The 19,330-nt window shown below is 73.7% G+C and carries 22 protein-coding genes; 9 read left to right on the top strand and 13 right to left on the bottom strand.

The annotated features are described in order from the left end of the window. Positions 1 to 18 precede the first annotated feature (18 nt). The 3 genes from IG62_RS0109190 to IG62_RS0109200 all read left to right on the top strand — a co-directional run bounded on the left by IG62_RS0109190 (position 19) and on the right by IG62_RS0109200 (position 2,207). A complete protein-coding gene (locus IG62_RS0109190; protein ID WP_030799635.1) occupies positions 19 to 1,404 on the top strand; it encodes an L-serine ammonia-lyase in 1,386 nt (461 codons plus the stop codon). Between the two features lie 126 nt (positions 1,405 to 1,530). Continuing rightward, positions 1,531 to 1,803 (top strand): hypothetical protein, encoded by a 273-nt coding sequence (locus IG62_RS0109195; protein ID WP_030799637.1) that lies wholly within the window; start codon positions 1,531 to 1,533, stop codon positions 1,801 to 1,803. After that, positions 1,800 to 2,207: a type II toxin-antitoxin system VapC family toxin gene (locus tag IG62_RS0109200; protein ID WP_030799640.1), complete on the top strand. Its 408-nt coding sequence runs from the start codon at positions 1,800 to 1,802 to the stop codon at positions 2,205 to 2,207. The genes IG62_RS0109195 and IG62_RS0109200 overlap by 4 nt, the downstream gene beginning before the upstream one ends. 36 nt (positions 2,208 to 2,243) lie before the next feature. On the opposite strand, the gene IG62_RS0109205 is transcribed toward IG62_RS0109200, so the two are convergent. The 4 genes from IG62_RS0109205 to IG62_RS0109220 form a co-directional block, all read right to left on the bottom strand. Further along, a complete protein-coding gene (locus IG62_RS0109205) occupies positions 2,244 to 2,552 on the bottom strand; it encodes a hypothetical protein (protein ID WP_030799642.1) in 309 nt (102 codons plus the stop codon). Positions 2,553 to 2,694: 142 nt separating this feature from the next. Beyond that, positions 2,695 to 3,438, bottom strand: a complete 744-nt coding sequence (locus tag IG62_RS0109210) for a phosphatase PAP2 family protein (RefSeq protein ID WP_234326350.1) — start codon at positions 3,436 to 3,438, stop codon at positions 2,695 to 2,697. A gap of 44 nt (positions 3,439 to 3,482) precedes the next feature. Then, complete coding sequence (locus tag IG62_RS0109215; RefSeq protein WP_030799646.1) at positions 3,483 to 4,088, bottom strand: phosphatase PAP2 family protein; 606 nt, start codon at positions 4,086 to 4,088, stop codon at positions 3,483 to 3,485. Beyond that, a complete protein-coding gene (locus tag IG62_RS0109220) occupies positions 4,085 to 4,786 on the bottom strand; it encodes a DedA family protein (protein WP_051797791.1) in 702 nt (233 codons plus the stop codon). Before IG62_RS0109220 ends, IG62_RS0109215 begins: the two co-directional genes overlap by 4 nt. 114 nt (positions 4,787 to 4,900) lie before the next feature. On the opposite strand from IG62_RS0109220, the gene IG62_RS0109225 reads away from it, so the two are divergent. Beyond that, positions 4,901 to 5,329, top strand: coding sequence for a BlaI/MecI/CopY family transcriptional regulator (locus IG62_RS0109225; RefSeq protein ID WP_030799652.1), 429 nt, complete (start codon positions 4,901 to 4,903; stop codon positions 5,327 to 5,329). Then, positions 5,326 to 6,282, top strand: a complete 957-nt coding sequence (locus tag IG62_RS0109230) for a M56 family metallopeptidase (protein ID WP_030799654.1) — start codon at positions 5,326 to 5,328, stop codon at positions 6,280 to 6,282. The genes IG62_RS0109225 and IG62_RS0109230 overlap by 4 nt, the downstream gene beginning before the upstream one ends. Positions 6,283 to 6,427: 145 nt before the next feature. Here IG62_RS0109230 and IG62_RS0109235 read toward each other — a convergent pair whose 3' ends face one another. Together IG62_RS0109235 and IG62_RS0109240 are read right to left on the bottom strand one after the other, a co-directional pair. Then, positions 6,428 to 7,888 (bottom strand): sensor histidine kinase, encoded by a 1,461-nt coding sequence (locus tag IG62_RS0109235; RefSeq protein WP_078871892.1) that lies wholly within the window; start codon positions 7,886 to 7,888, stop codon positions 6,428 to 6,430. A 1-nt stretch (position 7,889) separates the two neighbouring features. Then, positions 7,890 to 8,657 carry a response regulator transcription factor gene (locus IG62_RS0109240; RefSeq protein ID WP_030799658.1) on the bottom strand — a complete coding sequence of 256 codons (768 nt, stop codon included), beginning with the start codon at positions 8,655 to 8,657 and terminating at the stop codon, positions 7,890 to 7,892. A 235-nt stretch (positions 8,658 to 8,892) separates the two neighbouring features. On the opposite strand from IG62_RS0109240, the gene IG62_RS0109245 reads away from it, so the two are divergent. The 4 genes from IG62_RS0109245 to IG62_RS0109260 all read left to right on the top strand — a co-directional run bounded on the left by IG62_RS0109245 (position 8,893) and on the right by IG62_RS0109260 (position 12,544). Then, positions 8,893 to 10,122, top strand: coding sequence for a glycosyltransferase family 4 protein (locus IG62_RS0109245; protein WP_030799660.1), 1,230 nt, complete (start codon positions 8,893 to 8,895; stop codon positions 10,120 to 10,122). A 284-nt stretch (positions 10,123 to 10,406) separates the two neighbouring features. Next, the gene (locus tag IG62_RS0109250; RefSeq protein ID WP_030799662.1) at positions 10,407 to 10,961 is read left to right on the top strand and encodes a GH25 family lysozyme; all 555 of its coding nucleotides are present in this window, start codon (positions 10,407 to 10,409) and stop codon (positions 10,959 to 10,961) included. Positions 10,962 to 11,178: 217 nt separating this feature from the next. After that, a complete protein-coding gene (nadE, locus tag IG62_RS0109255) occupies positions 11,179 to 12,009 on the top strand; it encodes an ammonia-dependent NAD(+) synthetase (protein ID WP_030799664.1) in 831 nt (276 codons plus the stop codon). A gap of 181 nt (positions 12,010 to 12,190) precedes the next feature. Further along, positions 12,191 to 12,544 (top strand): hypothetical protein, encoded by a 354-nt coding sequence (locus IG62_RS0109260; protein ID WP_030799666.1) that lies wholly within the window; start codon positions 12,191 to 12,193, stop codon positions 12,542 to 12,544. A 78-nt stretch (positions 12,545 to 12,622) separates the two neighbouring features. On the opposite strand, the gene IG62_RS0109265 is transcribed toward IG62_RS0109260, so the two are convergent. From IG62_RS0109265 to IG62_RS0109295, 7 genes are all read right to left on the bottom strand, one after another. Next, complete coding sequence (locus IG62_RS0109265) at positions 12,623 to 13,483, bottom strand: cytochrome c biogenesis CcdA family protein (protein WP_030799669.1); 861 nt, start codon at positions 13,481 to 13,483, stop codon at positions 12,623 to 12,625. Further along, positions 13,480 to 14,256, bottom strand: coding sequence for a DsbA family protein (locus tag IG62_RS0109270; RefSeq protein ID WP_030799671.1), 777 nt, complete (start codon positions 14,254 to 14,256; stop codon positions 13,480 to 13,482). The genes IG62_RS0109265 and IG62_RS0109270 overlap by 4 nt, the downstream gene beginning before the upstream one ends. Positions 14,257 to 14,312: 56 nt before the next feature. Further along, a complete protein-coding gene (locus IG62_RS0109275; protein ID WP_030799673.1) occupies positions 14,313 to 14,744 on the bottom strand; it encodes a hypothetical protein in 432 nt (143 codons plus the stop codon). Between the two features lie 86 nt (positions 14,745 to 14,830). Next, positions 14,831 to 15,358, bottom strand: a complete 528-nt coding sequence (locus IG62_RS0109280) for an ATP-binding protein (RefSeq protein ID WP_030799676.1) — start codon at positions 15,356 to 15,358, stop codon at positions 14,831 to 14,833. A gap of 275 nt (positions 15,359 to 15,633) precedes the next feature. Beyond that, positions 15,634 to 16,401: an enoyl-CoA hydratase/isomerase family protein gene (locus tag IG62_RS0109285; RefSeq protein ID WP_030799678.1), complete on the bottom strand. Its 768-nt coding sequence runs from the start codon at positions 16,399 to 16,401 to the stop codon at positions 15,634 to 15,636. Between the two features lie 139 nt (positions 16,402 to 16,540). Next, positions 16,541 to 17,794: a L,D-transpeptidase family protein gene (locus IG62_RS0109290; protein ID WP_078871893.1), complete on the bottom strand. Its 1,254-nt coding sequence runs from the start codon at positions 17,792 to 17,794 to the stop codon at positions 16,541 to 16,543. Between the two features lie 270 nt (positions 17,795 to 18,064). Continuing rightward, positions 18,065 to 19,309 carry a L,D-transpeptidase gene (locus IG62_RS0109295; protein WP_030799687.1) on the bottom strand — a complete coding sequence of 415 codons (1,245 nt, stop codon included), beginning with the start codon at positions 19,307 to 19,309 and terminating at the stop codon, positions 18,065 to 18,067. Between the last annotated feature and the right edge of the window lie 21 nt (positions 19,310 to 19,330).

The following is a 19,330-nucleotide window of genomic DNA, read 5'->3' on the forward strand; positions in this document are numbered from 1 at the left end:
ACAAGGGAGTCCGCCCCCGTGGCCATCTCCGTCTTCGACCTTTTCTCCATCGGCATAGGTCCCTCCAGCTCCCACACCGTCGGCCCGATGCGCGCCGCCCGGATGTTCGCCGGCCGGCTCAAGAAGGACGGTCTGCTCGCCCGGACGGCCCGCATCCACGCCGAACTCTTCGGCTCGCTGGGCGCCACCGGCCACGGCCACGGCACCCCCAAGGCCGTCCTGCTCGGCCTGGAGGGCGACTCCCCCCGCACCGTCGACGTCGAAACCGCCGACGACCGGGTCGCGGCGATCAAGGAGTCGGGTCGGATCAGCCTGCTCGGCGCCCACGAGATCGCCTTCGACTTCGACGAGGACCTGGTCCTGCACCGCCGCAAGACCCTGCCGTACCACGCCAACGGCATGACGGTCCGGGCCCACAACGCGGACGGCACCGAGCTGCTGAGCAAGACGTACTACTCGGTGGGCGGCGGCTTCGTCGTCGACGAGAGCGTGCTGGCCGCGGAGGGGGCGGCCGACGAGAACCCGATCGTGCCGGACGACACGGTCCTGAAGTACCCGTTCCGCACCGGCGACGAGCTGCTGCGACTGTCCCAGCAGACCGGCCTGTCCATCTCCGCCCTGATGCTGGAGAACGAAAAGGCCTGGCGCACCGAGGACGAGATCCGCGAGGGCCTGCTGGAGATCTGGCGGGTGATGCAGGCCTGCGTGACGCGCGGCATGTCCCGTGAGGGCATCCTGCCGGGCGGCCTGAAGGTCCGCCGGCGGGCCGCCGGCTCGGCCCGCAAGCTGCGTGCCGAGGGCGATGCCACCGCCCGCGCCATGGAGTGGATCACCCTCTACGCGATGGCCGTCAACGAGGAGAACGCCGCCGGCGGCCGGGTCGTGACCGCGCCGACCAACGGCGCCGCCGGCATCATCCCGGCCGTGCTGCACTACTACATCAACTTCGTGCCCGGCGCCGACGAGGACGGTGTGGTGCGCTTCCTGCTCGCCGCCGGCGCCATCGGCATGCTCTTCAAGGAGAACGCCTCCATCTCCGGCGCCGAGGTCGGCTGCCAGGGCGAGGTCGGCTCGGCCTGCTCCATGGCCGCCGGCGGTCTGGCCGAGGTCCTGGGCGGCTCCCCCGAGCAGGTCGAGAACGCCGCCGAGATCGGCATGGAACACAACCTCGGCCTGACCTGCGACCCGGTCGGCGGCCTGGTCCAGATCCCGTGCATCGAGCGCAACGGCATGGCCGCCGTCAAGGCCGTCACCGCCGCCCGCATGGCGCTGCGCGGCGACGGCCGGCACCACGTCTCCCTCGACAAGGTCATCAAGACCATGAAGGACACCGGCGCCGACATGTCCGTCAAGTACAAGGAGACGGCCCGCGGCGGGCTCGCGGTGAACATCATCGAGTGCTGAGGAAATAGGCCCTGACCAGCGCGTTTGCTTTTTCGGCGCTGTCAGGGCCTTCCCTGGCGCTGTCTGCACGGAGGACCGGCCACCCATAGCGACGCCCAATAACAAGAGTTTTGTTAAATTAGGGCCATGGTCACCTCCTCCGCTCCCGGCGAAGGCCCCGTCCGTCCGGTCTCCGTCTCCCTCCACGAAGGCACCATCGCCGCTCTCAAGGCACGTACCGGCAAGCGCGGCATGTCCGCCTACGTCGAAGCCCTCATCCAGCGCCAGCTGGAGCGAGACCGGCTGCGTGAACTCATCGAAGACGCCGAAGCCGAACACGGCCCGGTGGACCAGGTAGCGGTCGAGGCCAAACGAGCCGTCCTGCGTGGCGACACGGCCGGCTCGGCGGACGCCGCGTGAGCGGGACACTCACGAGCGGAACACTCGTCCTGGACTGCGAGGGGCTCTCCAAACTCGTACGACGCTCCGCTGAACTCACCGAGTGGCTGGCTGCCGCCGAGGCCGAGGACATTCACGTGGTCACCAGCTCCGTCACGCTGGTCGAAGCCCGCGACCCCAAGGCCAACCAGACTCGCTTCGACTACGCCGTCTCCCGTGTGAACGTCGTCCCGCCCACCGAAGCCATCGCCCGCCACGCCAGCAAGCTCCTCGCCGCAGCCGGGCTGCACGGCCACAAGTACGCCCTCGACGCCATCGTGGCCGCGACCGCACTCGCCTCACCCGCCCCCGTGACCGTTCTGACGTCCGACCCCGAGGACCTCCGCATGCTCTGCGGCTCCGGCGCCCGCGTCGTCAAGGTCTGACTCCGCGAGGCCGCGTCCGACCTGGTTCCGGCGCGGCTACCTGCCGATCTCCCAGGCGAAGGGCGGGAGTTCGCGGGCCCGGGAGTAGATCTCCAGGGCGTGCCGGGCCGGGACGAACGGGTGCACGCGGGCGCCTTCGAGGCCGGCCAGCAGGCGGGCGCAGTGGTGTACGCAGCCGGCCACCTCGCGGCCGTGGCGGTCGACGATGGTGGCGGCGTCGTGCGGTCCCTCGCACGGGGTGGGGTCCTTGACGGCGGCGGCCGGGCAGCGGCCGGGCGGGGCTCCGGCGACGGTTTCCCGGCCGGCTGCCGGGTGCGGGGACCGGGCGTCGAACGGCTGGTTCATGGCGATCTCCCCCTGGCGGTGCGGTGCGGTGGTGCGTGCCGTGGGCGGTGGCGGGATCCTTGCGGTCCCGGCGCCCAGGACAGTGGTGCTCGGCGCGGACGGCGTCCATGCCGCCTTGGGGAAGACCTGGTCGGATCGTCAGCTATTCATGGGAATGCCCGTCCCCGGAGTGCGCCGCTGCGGGGTGCGGCGCACCCGGGGGACGCCGGTGGCGGAAGGCGGCCGGTTCCAGGAGCAGGGCGAGGGTGAGCCAGGTGGCGGCCAGCAGCCAGCCGCCGACGACGTCGCCGAGCCAGTGGACGCCCAGATAGACCCGGGTGAGGCCGACCCCGGCGGCCCAGAGGGCGAGGACCGCGCACCAGGTGCGGGCGACGGCGGGGCCGCAGCGGTGCGCGAGGCCCCAGGCCAGCAGGCCGGCCGCGAGCGCGGAGGTGGTGGCGTGGCCGGAGGGGAAGGCGTATCCGGTGGCGTGCCCGGCCCAGTCGACGGCCGGTGGGCGGGCCCGGGCGAGCAGTTCCATCAGGCCGTAGCGGATCGCCTGGCCGACGGCGAGGACGACCACCGTGCAGGTCACCGCCCGGAGGCGGCCGCTCGCGCCGCGGCCGGCCAGCAGTCCGGCGAGGACGGCCATCAGGTAGGGGACGAGGCCGGTTCCGGTGGCGGTCAGGGCCCGCGCCAGGGACCGCACCGGCTCGCCGTGGTGGGCGGCGGCCCAGTGGACGGTGGCCTGTTCGGGGGCGAGGGGGGTGCCGTGCCGTACGGAGACGGTGGTCGCGGCGGCGGCGAACAGCACCGCGCAGACCGCGGCCAGGGCCAGGAGCGCGCCGTTCCCCGGCCGGGGGACGGAGCCGGGGCCCAGTTCCGGCCGCGGTCGCCGGCCCGCCACCGGCTCCCGGCCCGGCCCGGGCCCCGTCTCTCCTCCCGGCGCGGTCACCGCGCGGCCACCAGGGGGCGCAACCGGGTCGTGCGGATCCGGGCGACGGCGGGGGCCGCGCGGTCGGCGAGCGGGGTGAGTGCCCAGGCCACCAGGCCGCCGGTGAGCAGGCCGGCGACGGCGTCGTGCGGGTAGTGGGCCCCGATCCAGACCCGGGAGGCCGCCATCAGGACGGCGGCCGGGGCGGCGATCCGGCCGAGCCGCCGGTCGCACAGGAGGAGCGCGACCGCGGCGGCCGCGGCGATGGCGGCGTGGTTGCTGGGGAAGGACCAGTCGCCGGGCCCCGGGCAGCTCTCGACGGTGAGGGTGTGCAGCGTCCGGCACGGCCGCTGCTCGTCGAAGAGGCTCTTGACCAGGTCGTTCGCGACGTAGGCGAGGACGACGGTCAGGGGGGTGGCCAGGGCCGTGGCCATGGCTGTGGGCCCGCGGCGGCGCGCCCGCCACCAGGCGAGCAGCATCAGCACGGCGAAGAGCGCCAGGCCGTAGTCGCTCCAGGCGGCGACTGCGACGTTCAGGCCGTGCGGGGCGCGGTGCGCGAGACCGGTGATCCAGGTGTAGGCGGTGCCGTCGATCGCGGCTCCGCCGAGGGCGAGGGAGGTCATGGGTGCTGCTCCTCCGGGTCGGCCGTCGCCGGGCGCCGGCGGGCGCGGAGCACCTCCAGGGCGAGCGGGGTCAGCGACACCGCCACCACGAGGGCCACCAGCGGCAGCAGATAGCGGTCCACGTTGGGCACGGACGAGCCCAGTGCGTATCCGGCGAGGGTGAGACCGAGCGTCCAGACCACTCCGCCGGTGATCTGCCAGAGGGTGAAGGTGCGGGCGGGCACCCGAAGGGCCCCGGCCAGCGGGTTCAGCACGGTGCGCACGATCGGGACGAAGCGGGCGAGGACGAGGGCCTTGGCGTGGCCGTAGCGGGCGAGGTACTCCTCGGCGCGGGCGGCGCCCTCCCGCAGCTTGCGGGAGCGGCTGCGGGCCAGCAGGGCGCGGCCGCCGCGCCGGCCGAGCCAGTAGCCGGTCTGGGATCCGGCGAGCGTGCCCGCCGTGGCGGCGAGCAGCACCTGGGGCAGGGCGAGGTGCACGGCGCCGCCGGCGCCCGGGGCGCAGAGCAGTCCGGCGGTGAAGAGCAGGGAGTCGCCGGGCAGGAAGAACCCGACCAGCAGTCCGGTCTCGGCGAACAGGACGACGGCGACGCCGAGCGCCCCGAACGCGGCGAGCAGCGAGCCGGCGTCGAGCACGTCGACGGCTTGGACCGTGCCCGTCGCATCGGCTGCCACCTGCGCAAACGCAGCGGCTACGGCCATGTCGGTGGCCCCTTACATAATGGGTCGCGGGCCTGCCGTCCGACCGGCCCGACCGACTACAGTCACGTAGACGGTCTACGGAACTGTAGACGACGAGCAGGCGAAGGGCGTTCCATGTCGGAGACACCACCCGCGCAGCGGCGCCCCTCCGGCGAGCTGGAGGCGAGCGTCCTCGCCGCGCTCTGGGCGGCCGAGGGTCCGCTCAGCCCGGCCGAGGTGCAGAGCGCCCTCGGCGGCCGGCTGGCCCGTACGACCGTCACGACGATCCTGTCCCGGCTGCACGACAAGGGCGCGGTGTCCCGCTCCCGGGCGGGCCGCGGCTTCACGTACTCCCCGATACAGGACTCCGCGGGGCTGACCGCCCGGCGGATGCGCAGCGAGCTCGACAAGCAACACGACCGCGGCACCGCGCTCGCCCGCTTCGTCTCCCAACTCACCCGCGAGGACGAGCAGTTGCTGCGCTCCCTGCTGGAGAGCGCAGCGGACGGCCCGCAGGGGACGCCGGGTACCGGCCGGCCGCCCGCCCCGGGGGCCGCCCCGTGATCGTCGCCGTCTGGATCCCGCTGCTGATGCCGCTGCTCGCGGTGCCCGCCGCCCGCCGGCTGGCCGAGTCGCTGCCGCCGCGCGCCGCGGCCTGGCTGCTGACCGGCTGCGCCGCCCTGCTCGCAGGGTGCACGACCGCCGCGCTCGGCCTGCTGGTGGCCGCCGGGGCGCTGCGGCTGCCGCCGGTCGCCGCCCTCGGTCATCTCTCCCTCCCGCTGACCGACGGCGATCCGGCCGTCATGCTCCCCGCCGCCGGGGCCGCCGGCCTGTCGCTCGCCGTCTGCGCCCTCGCCGCCGCGCACCGCGCCCGCCGGCACCGCACCGAACTGCGCGCGGCCCGGCGCGCCACCGCACCGCACCCGGTCTCCGGCGACCTGTGCGTGCTGCCCGACGCCGCGCCCGACGCGTACGCCCTCCCCGGGCGGCCGGGCCGGGTGGTGGTCACCGCCGGGATGCTGCGGGCGCTGTCCGCCGCCGAGCGCGAGGCACTGTTCGCCCACGAGCGCGCCCATCTCGCCGCCCGGCACCACCTCTTCCTGCTCACCGCCGCGCTCGCCGAGGTCTGCCATCCGCTGCTCCGCGGTCTGCGGGCGCCGCTGGCGTACGCCCTGGAGCGCTGGGCGGACGAAGCGGCCGCCGCCCGGGTCGGCGACCGCCGGGTCACCGCCCGCGCCATCGGCCGCGCCGCCCTGGCCGCCGGGCCGCACGCCCCGGCGCCGCACCGCCCCCGTACGGTCCTCGCCGCGACCACCGGCCCGGTGCCGCGCCGGGTCGCCGCGCTGCTCGGCTCCCAGGCGGCAGCCGGCCGCCCCCGGATACCCACCGGCCTTCGCGGCCGCCGGCTCGTCGCGGCGGCCCTGCTCACCTGCGTCACGTTCTCCGCGGCCGCCGCCCTGGACGCCGCGGCGGACCTCCACGCGTCGGTGGAGGTGGCCCAGGGCGAGACCCGCTGAGGGACGTGGGCTGAGGGACGTGGGGCGAGGGGCTGAGGGAGGGCTGCCCCCGGACCGAGCCATCGGACCGAGCCATCGGGTCATCCACCAGGGCCGACGCACCGGCCACGGGCCGCAGGCCACGGGCCACAGGCCGCAGGCCGGGTCAGTGGGCGTAGCCCCGGCCGACCGTGAAGCCCAGGACGGCTCCGCCGCCGGGCCGGGCGGCCGCGAAGGCGTGGCCGCCGTGGGCGGTGGCGATCTCCCGGACGATGGCGAGGCCGAGCCCGGAGCCCGGCAGCCCGCGGGCGGCGGCCGAGCGGTAGAAGCGGTCGAAGACCCGGGTCAGATCGGCCTCCGCGATCCCCGGCCCCCGGTCGAGGACCTCGATCCGGGCGCCGGTGACCCGCACCTCGATCGGTTCGGTGCCGCCCGCGTCGAACTTGGCGGCGTTCTCCAGCAGATTGCCGATCGCCCGGTTCAGCGCGGCCGGCCGTCCCCAGGCCACCGCCGGGCGGAGGGTGCGTACGGTGATCTCGCGGCCGGTGCGGCGGCGGGCGGAGGCGGCCGCCTTCTCCGCGACCTCCGCCAGACTCACCTCCGACAAGGGATCGTCGTCGCGCTGCCCGGCAGCCAGCCCGACCAGCTCGTTGACCAGATCGCTGAGCTCCCGGGCCTCGCCCGCCAGATCGGCGAGCAGCTCCTCGCGGGCGTCCGGCGGCAGGTCGTCGAACCGCTTCAGCAACGAGATGTTGGTCCGCAGCGAGGTCAGCGGGGTGCGCAGCTCGTGCCCGGCGTCCTGGACGAGGCGCTGCTGGTCCTGGACGGCGCTGGCCAGCCGCCCCAGCATGTCGTCGAAGGCCCGCCCCAGCCGGGCCACCTCGTCCCGGCCGGCCACCGGCACCGGCACGTCCAGCCGCCCGTGCTCGGCGACGCTCTCCGCGACCGATGTCAGCCGCACCAGCCGGCCGGTGATCCGGCGCGCCAGCCACCAGCCGACCGTGCCGGCCAGCGCGATGACCACCGCCGCCAGCAGGATGGTGCGCTGCTGCAGCGCGGACAGCAGGTCCTCGGTCTCGCTGAACTTCTGGGCGACCTGCACCGCCCCGCGGCCGCCGCCGAGCGCGACGGTCGCGACGTGGTACTCGTCGTCACCGAGCTCCGCCTCCCGCTCCGCGTACCGGCCGGCCTGCGGGTCGGTGGCGATCCGCCGCTCGGCGGCACCGGCGGGCAGGGCCGGGCGCCCCAGCTCCACGATCCGGCCGCCGGCGCCCAGGATCTGCACATCGGTGCGGGTCGGCCGGGTCAGGTCGTCGCGCGGCCCGTCGTGGTCGGGGTCGGAGGCCGCGTAGTCGGCCGGCCCGAATTCCTTCTCCTGCACCTGGGTGCGCAGATCCCGTACGACCTCGGAGAACACCGACCTCTCGTCCACCCGCACCAGCCGCGCGGCCGCGTCGTAGCTGAGGAACCCCACGAGCACGGTCACCACCGCGGCCCCGGTGGCGAACGCCACCGCGAAGGCGGTCCGCAGACTGGCCGGCCGGCGGGTGCGCAGCCAGACGGCGCGCCCGCGGTCCCGCCAGGCGCCGGCCCGGGACCGGAACCAGGCCCGCAGCCGGCCGGGCACCTCAGTCCTCCCGCAGGACGTAGCCGACGCCCCGCACCGTGTGGATCAGCGGGCGGCTGCCCGGGACGTCGACCTTGCGGCGCAGGTAGCCGACGTACACCGCGAGGTTCTTGGAGCCCGGCCCGAAGTCGTAGCCCCAGATCCGGTCGTAGATCGTCGAGTGGTCCAGGACGATCCCGGCGTTCCGGGCGAGCAGCTCCAGCAGCTCGAACTCGGTCCGGGTCAGCTCCAGCTCCCGGTCCCCGCGCCAGGCGCGGCGCGAGGGCCCGTCGATCCGCAGGTCCGCCGCCTCGACGACCCCGCTGTCCACCGCCCGGACGTCGTACCCGCCGGCCGCCTCCTCGCCGGCCGGCCCGGGAGCCGTCCCGGGAGCGCCGCCCGCTGCCGCCCCGGCCCCGTCCGTCGTGGTCCGCCGCAGCAGCGCCCGCAGCCGGGCGAAGACCTCCTCGACCTCGAAGGGCTTGACCACGTAGTCGTCCGCCCCGGCGTCCAGACCGGCGATCCGGTCGGCGGTCTCGACCCGGGCGGTCAGCATCAGGATCGGGGTGCGGTCCTGCTCGGCCCGCAGCACCTGGCACACCTGCAGCCCGTCGATGCCCGGCATCATCACGTCCAGCAGGATCACGTCCGGCCGCTCGCGGTGCGCGGCGGCCAGCGCCTGGATGCCGTCGGCGACCGCGGTGACCCGGTACCCCTCCAGGGTCAGGGCACGCTCCAGGGCGGTGCGGATGGGGCGGTCGTCCTCGGCGAGCAGTACGGAATGGGTCACCCGGCAAGTCTGCCAAGGCCACGGCGGGACGACGGCGGGCGGCCGGCCCGGCGGCGGCTTTCTTACCCGGCTCTCACCCACGGTTCTTACCGGCCTCTCACCCCCGCCACGCAGTCGGCTTACCCCTTGCCGACACGGTGGCCCCCGTGCCGGACGGGCCGGCACGGCGGGTCGGCCTCGGTGCGCGACCCGCCGGCCCCACGACTGGGCAGACCTCGGGAAGACACCACTCCGGATGAAGATCACCCTCCTGCTGCACAACGCGTACGCCATCGGCGGCACCATCCGCACCACCTTCAACCTCGCCGCCGCGCTCGCCGGCCGGCCCGGCGTCGACGAGGTCGAGATCGTTTCGATGCTGCGCCACCGCGAGGTCCCCCGGTTCACCCTCGACCCCCGGGTGCGGCTGGTGCCCCTGGTGGACACCCGGGTCGGCAGCGACGACATGGCAGACCCGCGGTTCGGCGAGCCCGCCAAGGACTTCCCGCTCGCCGAGAAGCGGCACCACCAGTACAGCCGGCTCGTCGACGTGCGCGCCGCGGAGTTCCTGCGCGGCACCGACGCCGACGTCCTGATCGGCACCCGCCCCGGCATCAACGTCTACCTGGCCCGCTTCGGCCCCCGCCGCGCCCTGCGGATCGCCCAGGAGCACCTGCGCCACGACGCGCACGGCAAGCGTCTGCGCGCCGAACTCGCCCGGCATTACCAGCACTTGGACGCACTGGTCACCACCACCGAGGCGGACGCGGCGGTCTACCGCACCCGGATGCCGTTGCCCGGCGTACGGGTCCTGGCGGTGCCCAACATCGTGCCCGCCCCGCCCGTCGTGCCCTCCGACGGCACCGCGAAGGTGATCGCGGCGGCCGGCCGGCTGGTCCGCGGCAAGCGCTTCGACCTGCTGATCGAGGCGTTCTCCGCGGTCTCCGCCAAGCACCCCGACTGGCGGCTGCGGATACACGGCGGCGGTGCCGAACGCGACCGGCTCCAGGGCCTGATCGACGGGCTCGGGCTGACCGAACGCGCCGAACTGACCGGGCCGCGCTCGCCGATCGAGGCGGAGTTCGCCAAGGCCTCGATCGTGGCCTCCGCCTCGGACGCCGAGTCGTTCGGCATGACCCTCGTCGAGGCGATGCGCTGCGGTGTGCCGGTCGTCAGCACCAACTGCCCGCTGGGACCGGCCGAGATCATCGACGACGGCGCGGACGGCCTGCTGGTGCCGCCCGGCGACGGCCGGGCGCTCGCCACCGGGCTGCTCGGCCTCATCGAGGACCCCGTGCGCCGCCGGAAGATGGCCGAGGCCGCGCGGGAGAGCGCCCGCCGTTACGACCCCGAGCCGATCGCCGAGCGCTACCAACTCCTTTTCCAGGAGCTGCGCGCCACCCGGACCCGCCGCGCGGCGCACCGCGCTTTCGGCCGCGTCCGGCGCCGGGTCCGCGCCGTACTGCGCCGCGCACTGCGCCGCTGACGGGCCGTCTCCTCCCGCGCCCGCTCACCGGGACAACATCCGCCGCCCGCGGTGAACTGGCGGCCCGTGGGGAACGTACGTCCGGTCAGGAACGGGAAGACTCAGGGAAAGGGCAGACCGAGGACGCGGGGCGCGCAGAGACGCAGAAGAGGCACGGCACGGGGACGGCACGGGCACGGCGGGCACGGAACACGCACGGCAGAGCACGGCACTCGTGGCAAGGCAGTTGACGTGTCGAGCAGTTGGCGCTTCGAATCGCAGGTCCGATCGGCAGGAGGCCACTCATGCTGCACGGTGTCGATGTCAGCTCGTACAACACCTCATATTCCGTCGAGGGGTTGGACTTCGTTTTCGTCAAGGCGACCGAAGGCCGCTCCTACATCAATCCGCACCAGAAGTCCCAGGCCGCGAAGGCCCGTAAAGCGGGCTGCGTGGTGGGCTTCTACCACTTCCTGTGGCCGGGCAGCATCTCCGCCCAGGCGCGGTATTTCGTGGAGAAGTGCGCTTCGGTCCCGGGCGACATCCTGGCGTGCGACTGGGAGCGCACCGGCGAGGGAACGTCCGCCAGCAACGCGCAGAAGGACCAGTTCCTGGTCGAGGTGAAGAAGCTCCGTCCTAAGCACCGTGTGATGCTCTACTGCAACCGCGATTTCTGGCTCCACCACGACACCACGTCCTACACGGCCGACGGCCTGTGGATCGCCGATTACGTCTCCGCCGGTCATCCGCGGATCAAGGCGAAGTGGCGCATCCACCAGTACACCGACCAGCCGCTGGACAAGGACGTCGCGAACTTTTCCAGCCGGACCGCTCTGAAGAAGTGGGCGCACCCGGCATAAAGTTTCCTACGGCACGCGAAAGCGCGCTTACGGCCACCGTCCGTATGCCGGCGACAAGCACAGCGCAACCATGCGCAACGCTTCGTAGGCAAAAGGCGACAAACGGTGACCGGAGCGCGCCACGCGTGACCAGGCCCACATTTCCCCGTACGCGGCCTCGCCGAAAAACGCCCGCGAGCCCGTACCGGAAACGAACCCGAGCGGAAAAGGAGCAGCCGTGACCGACCCGGCGTCCATGGCCCTGCAGCAGGAGATCGCCCGGGATCTCCAGGTAACCGCGTCCTTCGACGCCGAGCAGGAGATCGAGCGCCGGGTGGCCTTCCTCACGGAGCAGCTGACCTCCTCGGGTCTGCGCTCGCTGGTCCTGGGGATCAGCGGCGGCGTCGACTCGACCACCACCGGCCGGCTGTGCCAGCTCGCCGTGGAGCGGGCCCGGGCCAACGGCTACGAGGCGACGTTCTACGCGATGCGGCTGCCCTACGGCGTCCAGGCGGACGAGAAGGACGCCCAGCGCGCGCTGGAGTTCATCCGCGCCGACCGGGAACTGACCGTCGACGTCCGCCCGGCGAGCGACGCGGCGCTGCAGGCCGCGGTGGACGGCGGGCTGGTCTTCCGCGACGCGCACCACCAGGACTTCGTGCACGGCAACATCAAGGCCCGGCAGCGCATGATCGCGCAGTACGCGGTCGCGGGGGCCCACGACGGACTGGTCGTGGGCACCGACCACGCGGCCGAGGCGGTCTCCGGTTTCTTCACCAAGTTCGGCGACGGCGCGGCCGACGTCGTGCCGCTGACCGGTCTCACCAAGCGCCGGGTGCGCGCGGTGGCGGCGGCCCTGGGTGCCCCGCAGGAGCTGGTCACCAAGGTGCCGACCGCCGACCTGGAGACCCTCGACCCGGGCAAGCCGGACGAGGACGCCCTCGGGGTGAGTTACGACCAGATCGACGACTTCCTCGAAGGCAAGCCGGTCCCGACCCCCGCCTTCGAGGCCATCACCCGCCGCTACCGCCTCACGGCCCACAAGCGGGCACTGCCGGTGGCGCCGTAGTCGCGAAGCCGGCGGCCGGCCCGGCCGCCGGCGCCCTACCCCGCCCGTCATGCGCCCGCAAGGGGACGGTCACCCTTCCGGTGCTAAATCGTGGGCGTGGGCGGGCATGAATGCGGGCATGGGAAGCCGCGAAGTGCGATCGGAAGATCAACTGTCAGTGGGTCCGCCTACGCTCCAAGGCATGGGTTACGCACACCTGCGCGAACTCCAGACCGCGCTGACCACCGCCTCCGACCTGACCACCGCCCTCCAGTCCGCGCCCAACCGGCACGACGCGGACCAACTCGTCGACGTCCTCCGGCAGGCGCTGACCGCCGCCAGTTCGCTGGGCGCCGAGACCGGCCCGACCGGCTGCGCCCTGCATCCGCACGGCGCGGTCGACCCCCTGTACGGCGACCCGGAGGACCCCCTCCCGCCGGGCTACGGCAAGTGCCTGCTCTGCAACGACCGCCGGCGCCGGGCGGATGCGCACCACCCGCACATACGCCGGTTCGCCCGCCCCCACCCCCGCTGGCGCCGCCCCCTGAGCGCCTGACGCCCGGCCGCGGCGGCAGCCCGCAGCACGAGGGGCGGCCACCGCGGCGGTCCGGGGGCGGACCCGGCACGCACCGGGCTACCGGCCCGGGGGCGGTGCCTCGCCGCCCCCGTCCTCCGGCCGCTTCTCCGGCCGGAGGGCGATGCGTCCCAGCACCCCGGCGACGACCAGTGCGGCCACGGCGATCAGGACGTAGTCCGGCACGCCGTTCCCGAGCCGGGTCGCCCATTCCTCGACCCGGAATTCGGCGTCGGCGTCGAGGATGCCGGGCAGCCCGCTGGTCCCGTTGAAGCACAGGAAGAGCACCCCGATGCCGAGGAAGAACACCCCGGACACCACAGAAGTGGTGTGCAGCCGCAGCCGCCCCAGGGTGAACTCCCGGCCGCGCAGCCAGCCGCGGGACCCCAGCCGGAAGCGGTCCCAGAACAGCGCCAGCACGAACAGCGGCAGCGCCATGCCCAGTGCGTAGACGGCCAGCATCGAGGCGCCGTACACCGGTGAGCCGCTGACCGCCGTCACGGTCAGCACCGCGCCGAGGATCGGGCCGGCGCAGAAGCCGGCCAGGCCGTAGACGCAGCCGAGGAGGAAGGTGGTGACCGCCGACCGCGGGGTGATCCGGGCCGCCGCGGCCTGCGCGCGCCGGGAGGCGAAGCCCAGGCCGAGGATCTGGGCGAGTCCCATCGCGATGACCGTCCAGCCGCCGAGGGTGATGAGCAGGTCGCGGTGGCCGTTGAACAGCCGGCTGGCCGCCGTGCTCGCCGCGCCGAGCGGTACGAGCGTGGTGGCCAGCCCCAGGTAGAAGACCCCGGTGCGGGCCAGCAGCCGGCCGGTGCCGGTGAGCGAGTAGGCGAAGAACGCCGGCAGCAACAGTGCGCTGCAGGGGCTGATCAGCGCCAGCACACCGCCGAGGAACGCCGCGAGGTAGCCGATGTCGGTCACTTCCCGGCCCCCGCACCGCCCTTGCCGGCCCGCGCCGCGGCGTCCTCGATCGCCTGCGCGAAGACCTCGGTGGGCTGGGCCCCGGCCACCGGCCGGCCGTTGATCAGGAAGGACGGCGTGGACTGCACCCCGAGCCGGTAGCCCTCGTCCTGGTCCTTCTTCAGCGCCCGCCCGGCGTCCGCGCTCTTCAGGTCGCTGCGGAACCTGTCGAGGTCCGGCACCCCGCTCTCCTCGGCCAGCTCGACGAGCTTGTCCTCGGCCAGCGCCGCGCCCTTGCGGGTCTTGGCGTACAGCGTGTCGTGCAGCTGCCAGAACTTGCCCTGCCGGCCGGCCGCCCAGGAGGCGCGGGCGGCCCGCTCGGAGTCGGCGCCGAAGACGGTGAAGTTGCGGAATTCGATGCGCAGGGTGCCGGCGTCGACGTACTTCTTGATCAGCTCGGGTTGGGTCTCGCGGGTGAAGCGGCCGCAGAACGAGCACTGGTAGTCGGCGTATTCGACCAGGACGACCGGGGCGTCCTTCTTGCCGACGGCCAGCGGGTCGCCGGCCGTGCGCCGGCTGGTCCGCCGGGCGAGGTCGTCGAACATCTTCTGCTGGGCGGGGTCCTCCTCGGGCCGGGTCGAGGCGGCGGTCCCGGGTTCGCCGCCGGCGGTGGTGTCACGGTCGCCCTCGACGGCCTTGCCGACGGCGACACCGATGGCGACCAACGCCACGACGAGGGCCAGGACCGCGCCGAGGGCGGCCAGTTTGCGGGTGCGGGAAGCGTTTGCGGGCATGCGGAAGCTCCTGACGTACGGAGAGGGAAGTCGGCCGGGTGGGTGTGGCCGGCGGCCTATATCCGCAGTACGGGCAGGAGCGCGGTGGGGTCGTTGGCGGGGGCCTGGTCCGTCGGCGGACGGGCCAGCGCGAACTGTGCGGGCGCGTCGGCGGCGAGCGGCCCGGGTCCGGCGGTCGGCGCGGGGGCCAGCGGCTCACCGCGGTGCGGGGCGGGCAGCGGCGCGGACTCGTCGGGGCCGGGCGCATGCCGGTCCGAGCACCGCTTCGCCGGGTCGGCGGCGGCCGGCGGGTCGGTCAGCGGCGCGGCCTCCGGCTTTGCGGCGGGCCGCCCGTCGGTCGCGGGCACGGCGGTCGCCACGGCCGCCGACGCTGCCGTACGGCCGGCCGGGGCCGGCGCTTCGAGGCCGGTCCGGCACAGCAGCGGACCGAAGGTGACCGCGAGGAGGAGCAGCAGCATCATGCCGGCCGAGCGCCGCAGCTGGTACATGTCCCTCCTCCGTACCGTCACGCGCATGAACAGCCCATCCTACGGACCGCCACCGCGCGACCGGAGCACCGGCCGGAGGGGAGCGTTCAGCGGTCGCCGACCCGCATCTCGAACCAGGTGGTCTTGCCGCGCGGCAGCAGGTCCACGCCCCACCGGTCGGAGAGTGTGTCGACGAGGAAGAGCCCACGCCCGCTGACATCGAGGTCATGGACGGGCATGAGACAGGGCAGCCCGCGGGACGGATCGCGTACCTCGATGCGGATCCAGCCACGGCGGCGCAGCATCCGCAGCGCCAGGGTCCGGGCGCCGGTGTGGCGTACGGCGTTGCCGACGAGCTCGGAGACCAGCAGTACGGCCTGCTCGGCGAGCTGGGGCGTCAGGGACCACTGCTTCAGGAGGACGGCGGCGGTCAGCCGGCGGGCGATACCGGCGGACTGCGGACGGGAGGGCAGCCGGACCTCGCCGAGGGTCGGCTCGGCCACCAGGTCGACGGACACCGAAACCGGACTGCCGGGAGCCGGCGTCGGGGCCCGGTCCGCATCCGGGATGCCCCATCGCGCGGCGGCCGCATCGCTCCGCGGCCGCGGCTGCTCCATTCCTTCGAGGCCCGCCATGCCCCCATCATGGCTGTTACTTGGCGGTCGCGGGGGCGGAACCGACGGAATCCGTTGCCCGGAATCGACGGTTCCCGCCCCCGACGGAGTCATATGCCAGTGACATTCGAAGTCTCGAAACCCTGCCGCTGACCTGCGACGACACCGGGCATACGAAGGATCGATCCGGTGCGTCAACAAGGCTGCTTTAAGCGGCAGTTAAGGCTTCAGCGATTCGCCCACACGAGGCATCGGGTCCCGGCCAAACCTCAGGCGTCCCGCCAACACCTCGCGTATCAGAGGAACTTGGCCTTGCCGGGGCCCTCCTCGACGAAGCTCCGCATCCCGATCTCCCGGTCCTCGGTCGCGAACAGCCCGGCGAACCAGTTCCGTTCGACCGTCAGCCCGGTGTCGATGTCGGTCTCCAGTCCGGCGTCGACGGATTCCTTCGCGGCCCGCAGCGCCAGCGCCGGTCCGGCCGCCAGCCGCGCCGCCCAGGCGTGCGCCTGCTCGTAGACCTCGGCGGCCGGCACCACCCGGTCGACCAGTCCGATGGCGAGCGCCTCCTCGGCCTTCACCTGACGGCCGGTGAAGATCAGGTCCTTGGCCTTGGACGGGCCCACCAGCCGCGCCAGCCGCTGGGTGCCGCCGGCGCCCGGGATCAGGCCGAGCAGGATCTCCGGCTGGCCGAGCTTGGCGTTGTCGGCGGCGATCCGGAAGTCGGCGCAGAGCGCCAACTCGCAGCCGCCGCCGAGGGCGTAGCCGGTGACCGCGGCGACCACCGGCTTGGGGATCCGGGCGACGGCGGTGAACGCGTCCTGCAGCGCCTTGGACCGCACGACCATCGCCGCGTGGTCCATGACCTGCATCTCCTTGATGTCCGCGCCGGCCGCGAAGACCTTCTCGCCGCCCCACACGACGACCGCGCGCACGTCGTCGCGGCGGGTGATCTCCTCGGCCAGCTCGCGCAGCCGGTCCTGGGTGGCGATGTCCAGTGCGTTCATCGGCGGGCGGTCCAGGCGGATGGTGCCGACACCCTCGGTGACCTCAAGATTCACAGTCATGCCGGAAGGTTAGTACGCGTTAACGGCGGGCGGACCGGTGCGGTCCGTCACAGTGTCCGCACCCGGCCACCTTCCGGCCGTTTCCCGCCGCTCCCCGCCTGCTCTCGACTCTCGGGCGCTCCGGCGCTCCGGCAGGGACCTACTGGCCGGCCTTCCACTTCTCCCAGGAGAGGTTCCAGTCGCTGAAGCCGTTGTCCGGCTGGATCGTTTCGTCGTGCGAGTTCTTGACGATGACGACATCGCCGACGAGGGAGTTCCGGAAGAACCACGCCGCCGGGGTGGAGCCGTCGCCGCCGCCGCGCTGGTCGAACAGGCCGACACAGCCGTGGCTGGCGTTGCGGGTGCCGAACGTCGACCCGCCCGACCAGTAGTTGCCGTGGATGAACGTGCCGGAATTGCTCAGCCGCATGGCGTGCGGGACGTCCTTGATGTCGTACTCGCCGCCGAAGCCGACGGTGTCGCCGTTCATCCGCGTCACCACGTGCTTCTCGCTGATCACCATCGTGCCGTTGTACGTCTCGGTGCCCGGTGCGCCGGCGGTGATCGGGACGGTCTTGATCTTCTTGCCGTCGCGGACCACGGTCATCGTCTTCTTCTCCGCGTCGACCGTGCTGACCTGGCTGCGGCCGACGGTGAAGGAGACCTGCTTGGCCTGGGTGCCGTAGACGCCGGGGCGGCCCTCGACGCCGTCGAGGTCGAGCTTCAGGGTGACCTTGGTGCCGGGCGCCCAGTACTTCTCGGGCCGGAAGTCCAGCCGGTCGTTGCCGAACCAGTGGCTCTCGATCGGGACCGACGGGCTGGCGGTGACCTTGATGGCGTCCGCCACCGCCTTGGGGTGGGTGATGCCGCGGGTGAAGCGGAGCGAGACCGGCATCCCGACGCCGGCCTGCTGGCCGTTCTCCGGGCTGTACTGGCCGATGAAGGTGTTCTTCGGGACGAGGGTGGTGAACGTCGCGTGCTCGGCGGCCGCCCGGCCCCGGCCGTCCACCGCGACCGCGTCGACGGTGTACTTCGTCGAGGCGCCCAGATGGCCGCTCGGCTGCCACAGCGCACCGTCGCCGGATATCTTCCCGTCGACCGCATTGCCCTTGCCGTCGGTGACCTTGACGGTCTTGAGCCGTCCCTTCCGGGCGGTCACCTTCAGCGCGCCACTGGTGGCCACGCCGTCCGCGCCGTCCTTGGGGGCTATCGTCACGGCGGCCTGCGAGGCGGCCTGGGCGCCGCCGGCCTTGCCGGCCGCCTTCCCGTCGTCGCCGTCGTCGCCACCGCACGCGCTCACCAGCATCAGCGTCGCGCCGAGCAGCAACGCGAGCGGTGCGCGGCCCCCGCGCGGCCCCCGACGCCGGCGCGCCGGCACCCCCGGATTCGGCTGGACGTCCACCACTGGCCCCATTTCCCCTCGCACGGCCCGCACTCCCCCGCGCGCGGACGCGGAAGGGCCGCGCGCCTGGCGTTAGATAACCACACCGCACTGACATGTGAACTCCCCGCGGATGTCACCGTTTAGTCCCAAGTGCGGGGGTGAGCGGGAGCGGACGGCCGGGCACGCCCGCCGGAGCGGCTCCGGCGCGGTCGCGGGCCCGTCCGGCGCCCCGTGCCTCCGGCCCGGCGCCCGCCCCGGTCGCTTCCGGGCTCGCCCCGGCCGGTTCGCCGTCGGCGCCGGTCAGCGCAGCGCGGAGCCGGACCGCCACTGCTCCCAGGACAGGTTCCAGCCGCCCAGGCCGTTGTCCGGTGCGACCAGCCGCTCCGGGGAGTTCTGGACGACCACGGTGTCCCCGACGATCGACTGGGCGAAGAACCAGCCCGCCGGGGTGTGCGGGCCGCCGCCCCTGATGTCCTTGAGGCCGACGCAGCCATGGCTGGTGTTGAGGCCGCCGAAGACCTCGGGCCGCGCCCAGTAGTTGCCGTGCAGAAAGGTCCCGGACCTGGTGAGGCGCATGGCGTGCGGCACGTCGGGGATGTCGTACTCACCGCCGAAGCCGACCGTGCCGCCGTCCATCCGCGTCAGCGAATGCCGCTCCAGGATGACCATCCGCCCGTTGTACGTGGGGTTCGCGGCGTCGCCCGCGGTGACCGGCAGCACCGCGACGGTCCGTCCGTCGCGCCGCACCGTCATCGTGTGCCGCGCGGCATCGATGAAGCTGACCTGGTCCCGGCCCACCCGGTAGTGCACGGTCCGGCGCTGCGTCCCGTAGGCGCCGGGTGCGGCCTTCACGCCGCGCAGCCGGAGCTCCACCGTGACCCTGGTGCCCGGCCGCCAGCGGTCGCGGGGGCGGAAGTCGAGGCGGCGGTGGCCGAACCAGTGGGCGGCGACCTCGACGCGGGGCCGGGCGCTCACCCGGACGGCGCGCTCGACGGCCGCGCGGTCGGCGATCGGGCGGTTGAAGACCATCGAGAAGATCAGGCCGGTGCCGACCGTGGCATCGCTCTGCGGCGAGAACGAGCCGGTGACGTGGTGGACCGGCGGGGCGGTGGTGAAGGTGGTGCGGCGGGCGGCGCGGTGGCCGGCGCCGTCCAGCGCCACCGCGTCGACGGTGTACGTCGTGCCGGGCCGCAGCGGGCCGGCGGCGGGCCGCCAGACCATGCCGTCCGGTGAGATCCGGCCGACCACCGGCAGCCGGCCGGCTCCTGCGGTGCGGGTGACGTGCACCCGCTCCAGCCGCCCCTCCGGCACCCGGACCTCGAACCGCCCGTTGGCCCGTACACCGCGCGCGCCGTTCTCCGGGACGATCCTGATCGCCTCCTCCGGGGAGCGCGGGGCGCCGCCGATGAGCGCCTCGGGGTCCCCGCAGCCGGCCAGTGCCACCGTCCCGGCGAGCCAGGCCGCGACGACGCGGGCGACGCGGACGCGGACGGCCCGGTGGTTCTTCGCTCGTCCCCCTGCACGTTCCTGCTGATGGCCGGTCATATACCGAAGTGTGCGGGATGG

The organism is Streptomyces sp. NRRL S-337, assembly GCF_000720175.1.
Taxonomy (GTDB): domain Bacteria; phylum Actinomycetota; class Actinomycetes; order Streptomycetales; family Streptomycetaceae; genus Streptomyces; species Streptomyces siderophoricus.

Excerpts from the sequence above, each read along its gene's own strand:
- IG62_RS0109195 (WP_030799637.1), top strand. The coding sequence starts at position 1,531 with ATGGTCACCTCCTCCGCTCCCGGCGAAGGCCCCGTCCGTCCGGTCTCC.
- IG62_RS0109205 (WP_030799642.1), bottom strand. The coding sequence starts at position 2,552 with ATGAACCAGCCGTTCGACGCCCGGTCCCCGCACCCGGCAGCCGGCCGG.
- IG62_RS0109215 (WP_030799646.1), bottom strand. The coding sequence starts at position 4,088 with ATGACCTCCCTCGCCCTCGGCGGAGCCGCGATCGACGGCACCGCCTAC.
- IG62_RS0109220 (WP_051797791.1), bottom strand. The coding sequence starts at position 4,786 with ATGGCCGTAGCCGCTGCGTTTGCGCAGGTGGCAGCCGATGCGACGGGC.
- IG62_RS0109225 (WP_030799652.1), top strand. The coding sequence starts at position 4,901 with ATGTCGGAGACACCACCCGCGCAGCGGCGCCCCTCCGGCGAGCTGGAG.
- IG62_RS0109245 (WP_030799660.1), top strand. The coding sequence starts at position 8,893 with ATGAAGATCACCCTCCTGCTGCACAACGCGTACGCCATCGGCGGCACC.
- IG62_RS0109250 (WP_030799662.1), top strand. The coding sequence starts at position 10,407 with ATGCTGCACGGTGTCGATGTCAGCTCGTACAACACCTCATATTCCGTC.
- IG62_RS0109260 (WP_030799666.1), top strand. The coding sequence starts at position 12,191 with ATGGGTTACGCACACCTGCGCGAACTCCAGACCGCGCTGACCACCGCC.
- IG62_RS0109270 (WP_030799671.1), bottom strand. The coding sequence starts at position 14,256 with ATGCCCGCAAACGCTTCCCGCACCCGCAAACTGGCCGCCCTCGGCGCG.
- IG62_RS0109275 (WP_030799673.1), bottom strand. The coding sequence starts at position 14,744 with ATGTACCAGCTGCGGCGCTCGGCCGGCATGATGCTGCTGCTCCTCCTC.
- IG62_RS0109280 (WP_030799676.1), bottom strand. The coding sequence starts at position 15,358 with ATGGCGGGCCTCGAAGGAATGGAGCAGCCGCGGCCGCGGAGCGATGCG.
- IG62_RS0109285 (WP_030799678.1), bottom strand. The coding sequence starts at position 16,401 with ATGACTGTGAATCTTGAGGTCACCGAGGGTGTCGGCACCATCCGCCTG.
- IG62_RS0109290 (WP_078871893.1), bottom strand. The coding sequence starts at position 17,794 with ATGGGGCCAGTGGTGGACGTCCAGCCGAATCCGGGGGTGCCGGCGCGC.
- IG62_RS0109295 (WP_030799687.1), bottom strand. The coding sequence starts at position 19,309 with ATGACCGGCCATCAGCAGGAACGTGCAGGGGGACGAGCGAAGAACCAC.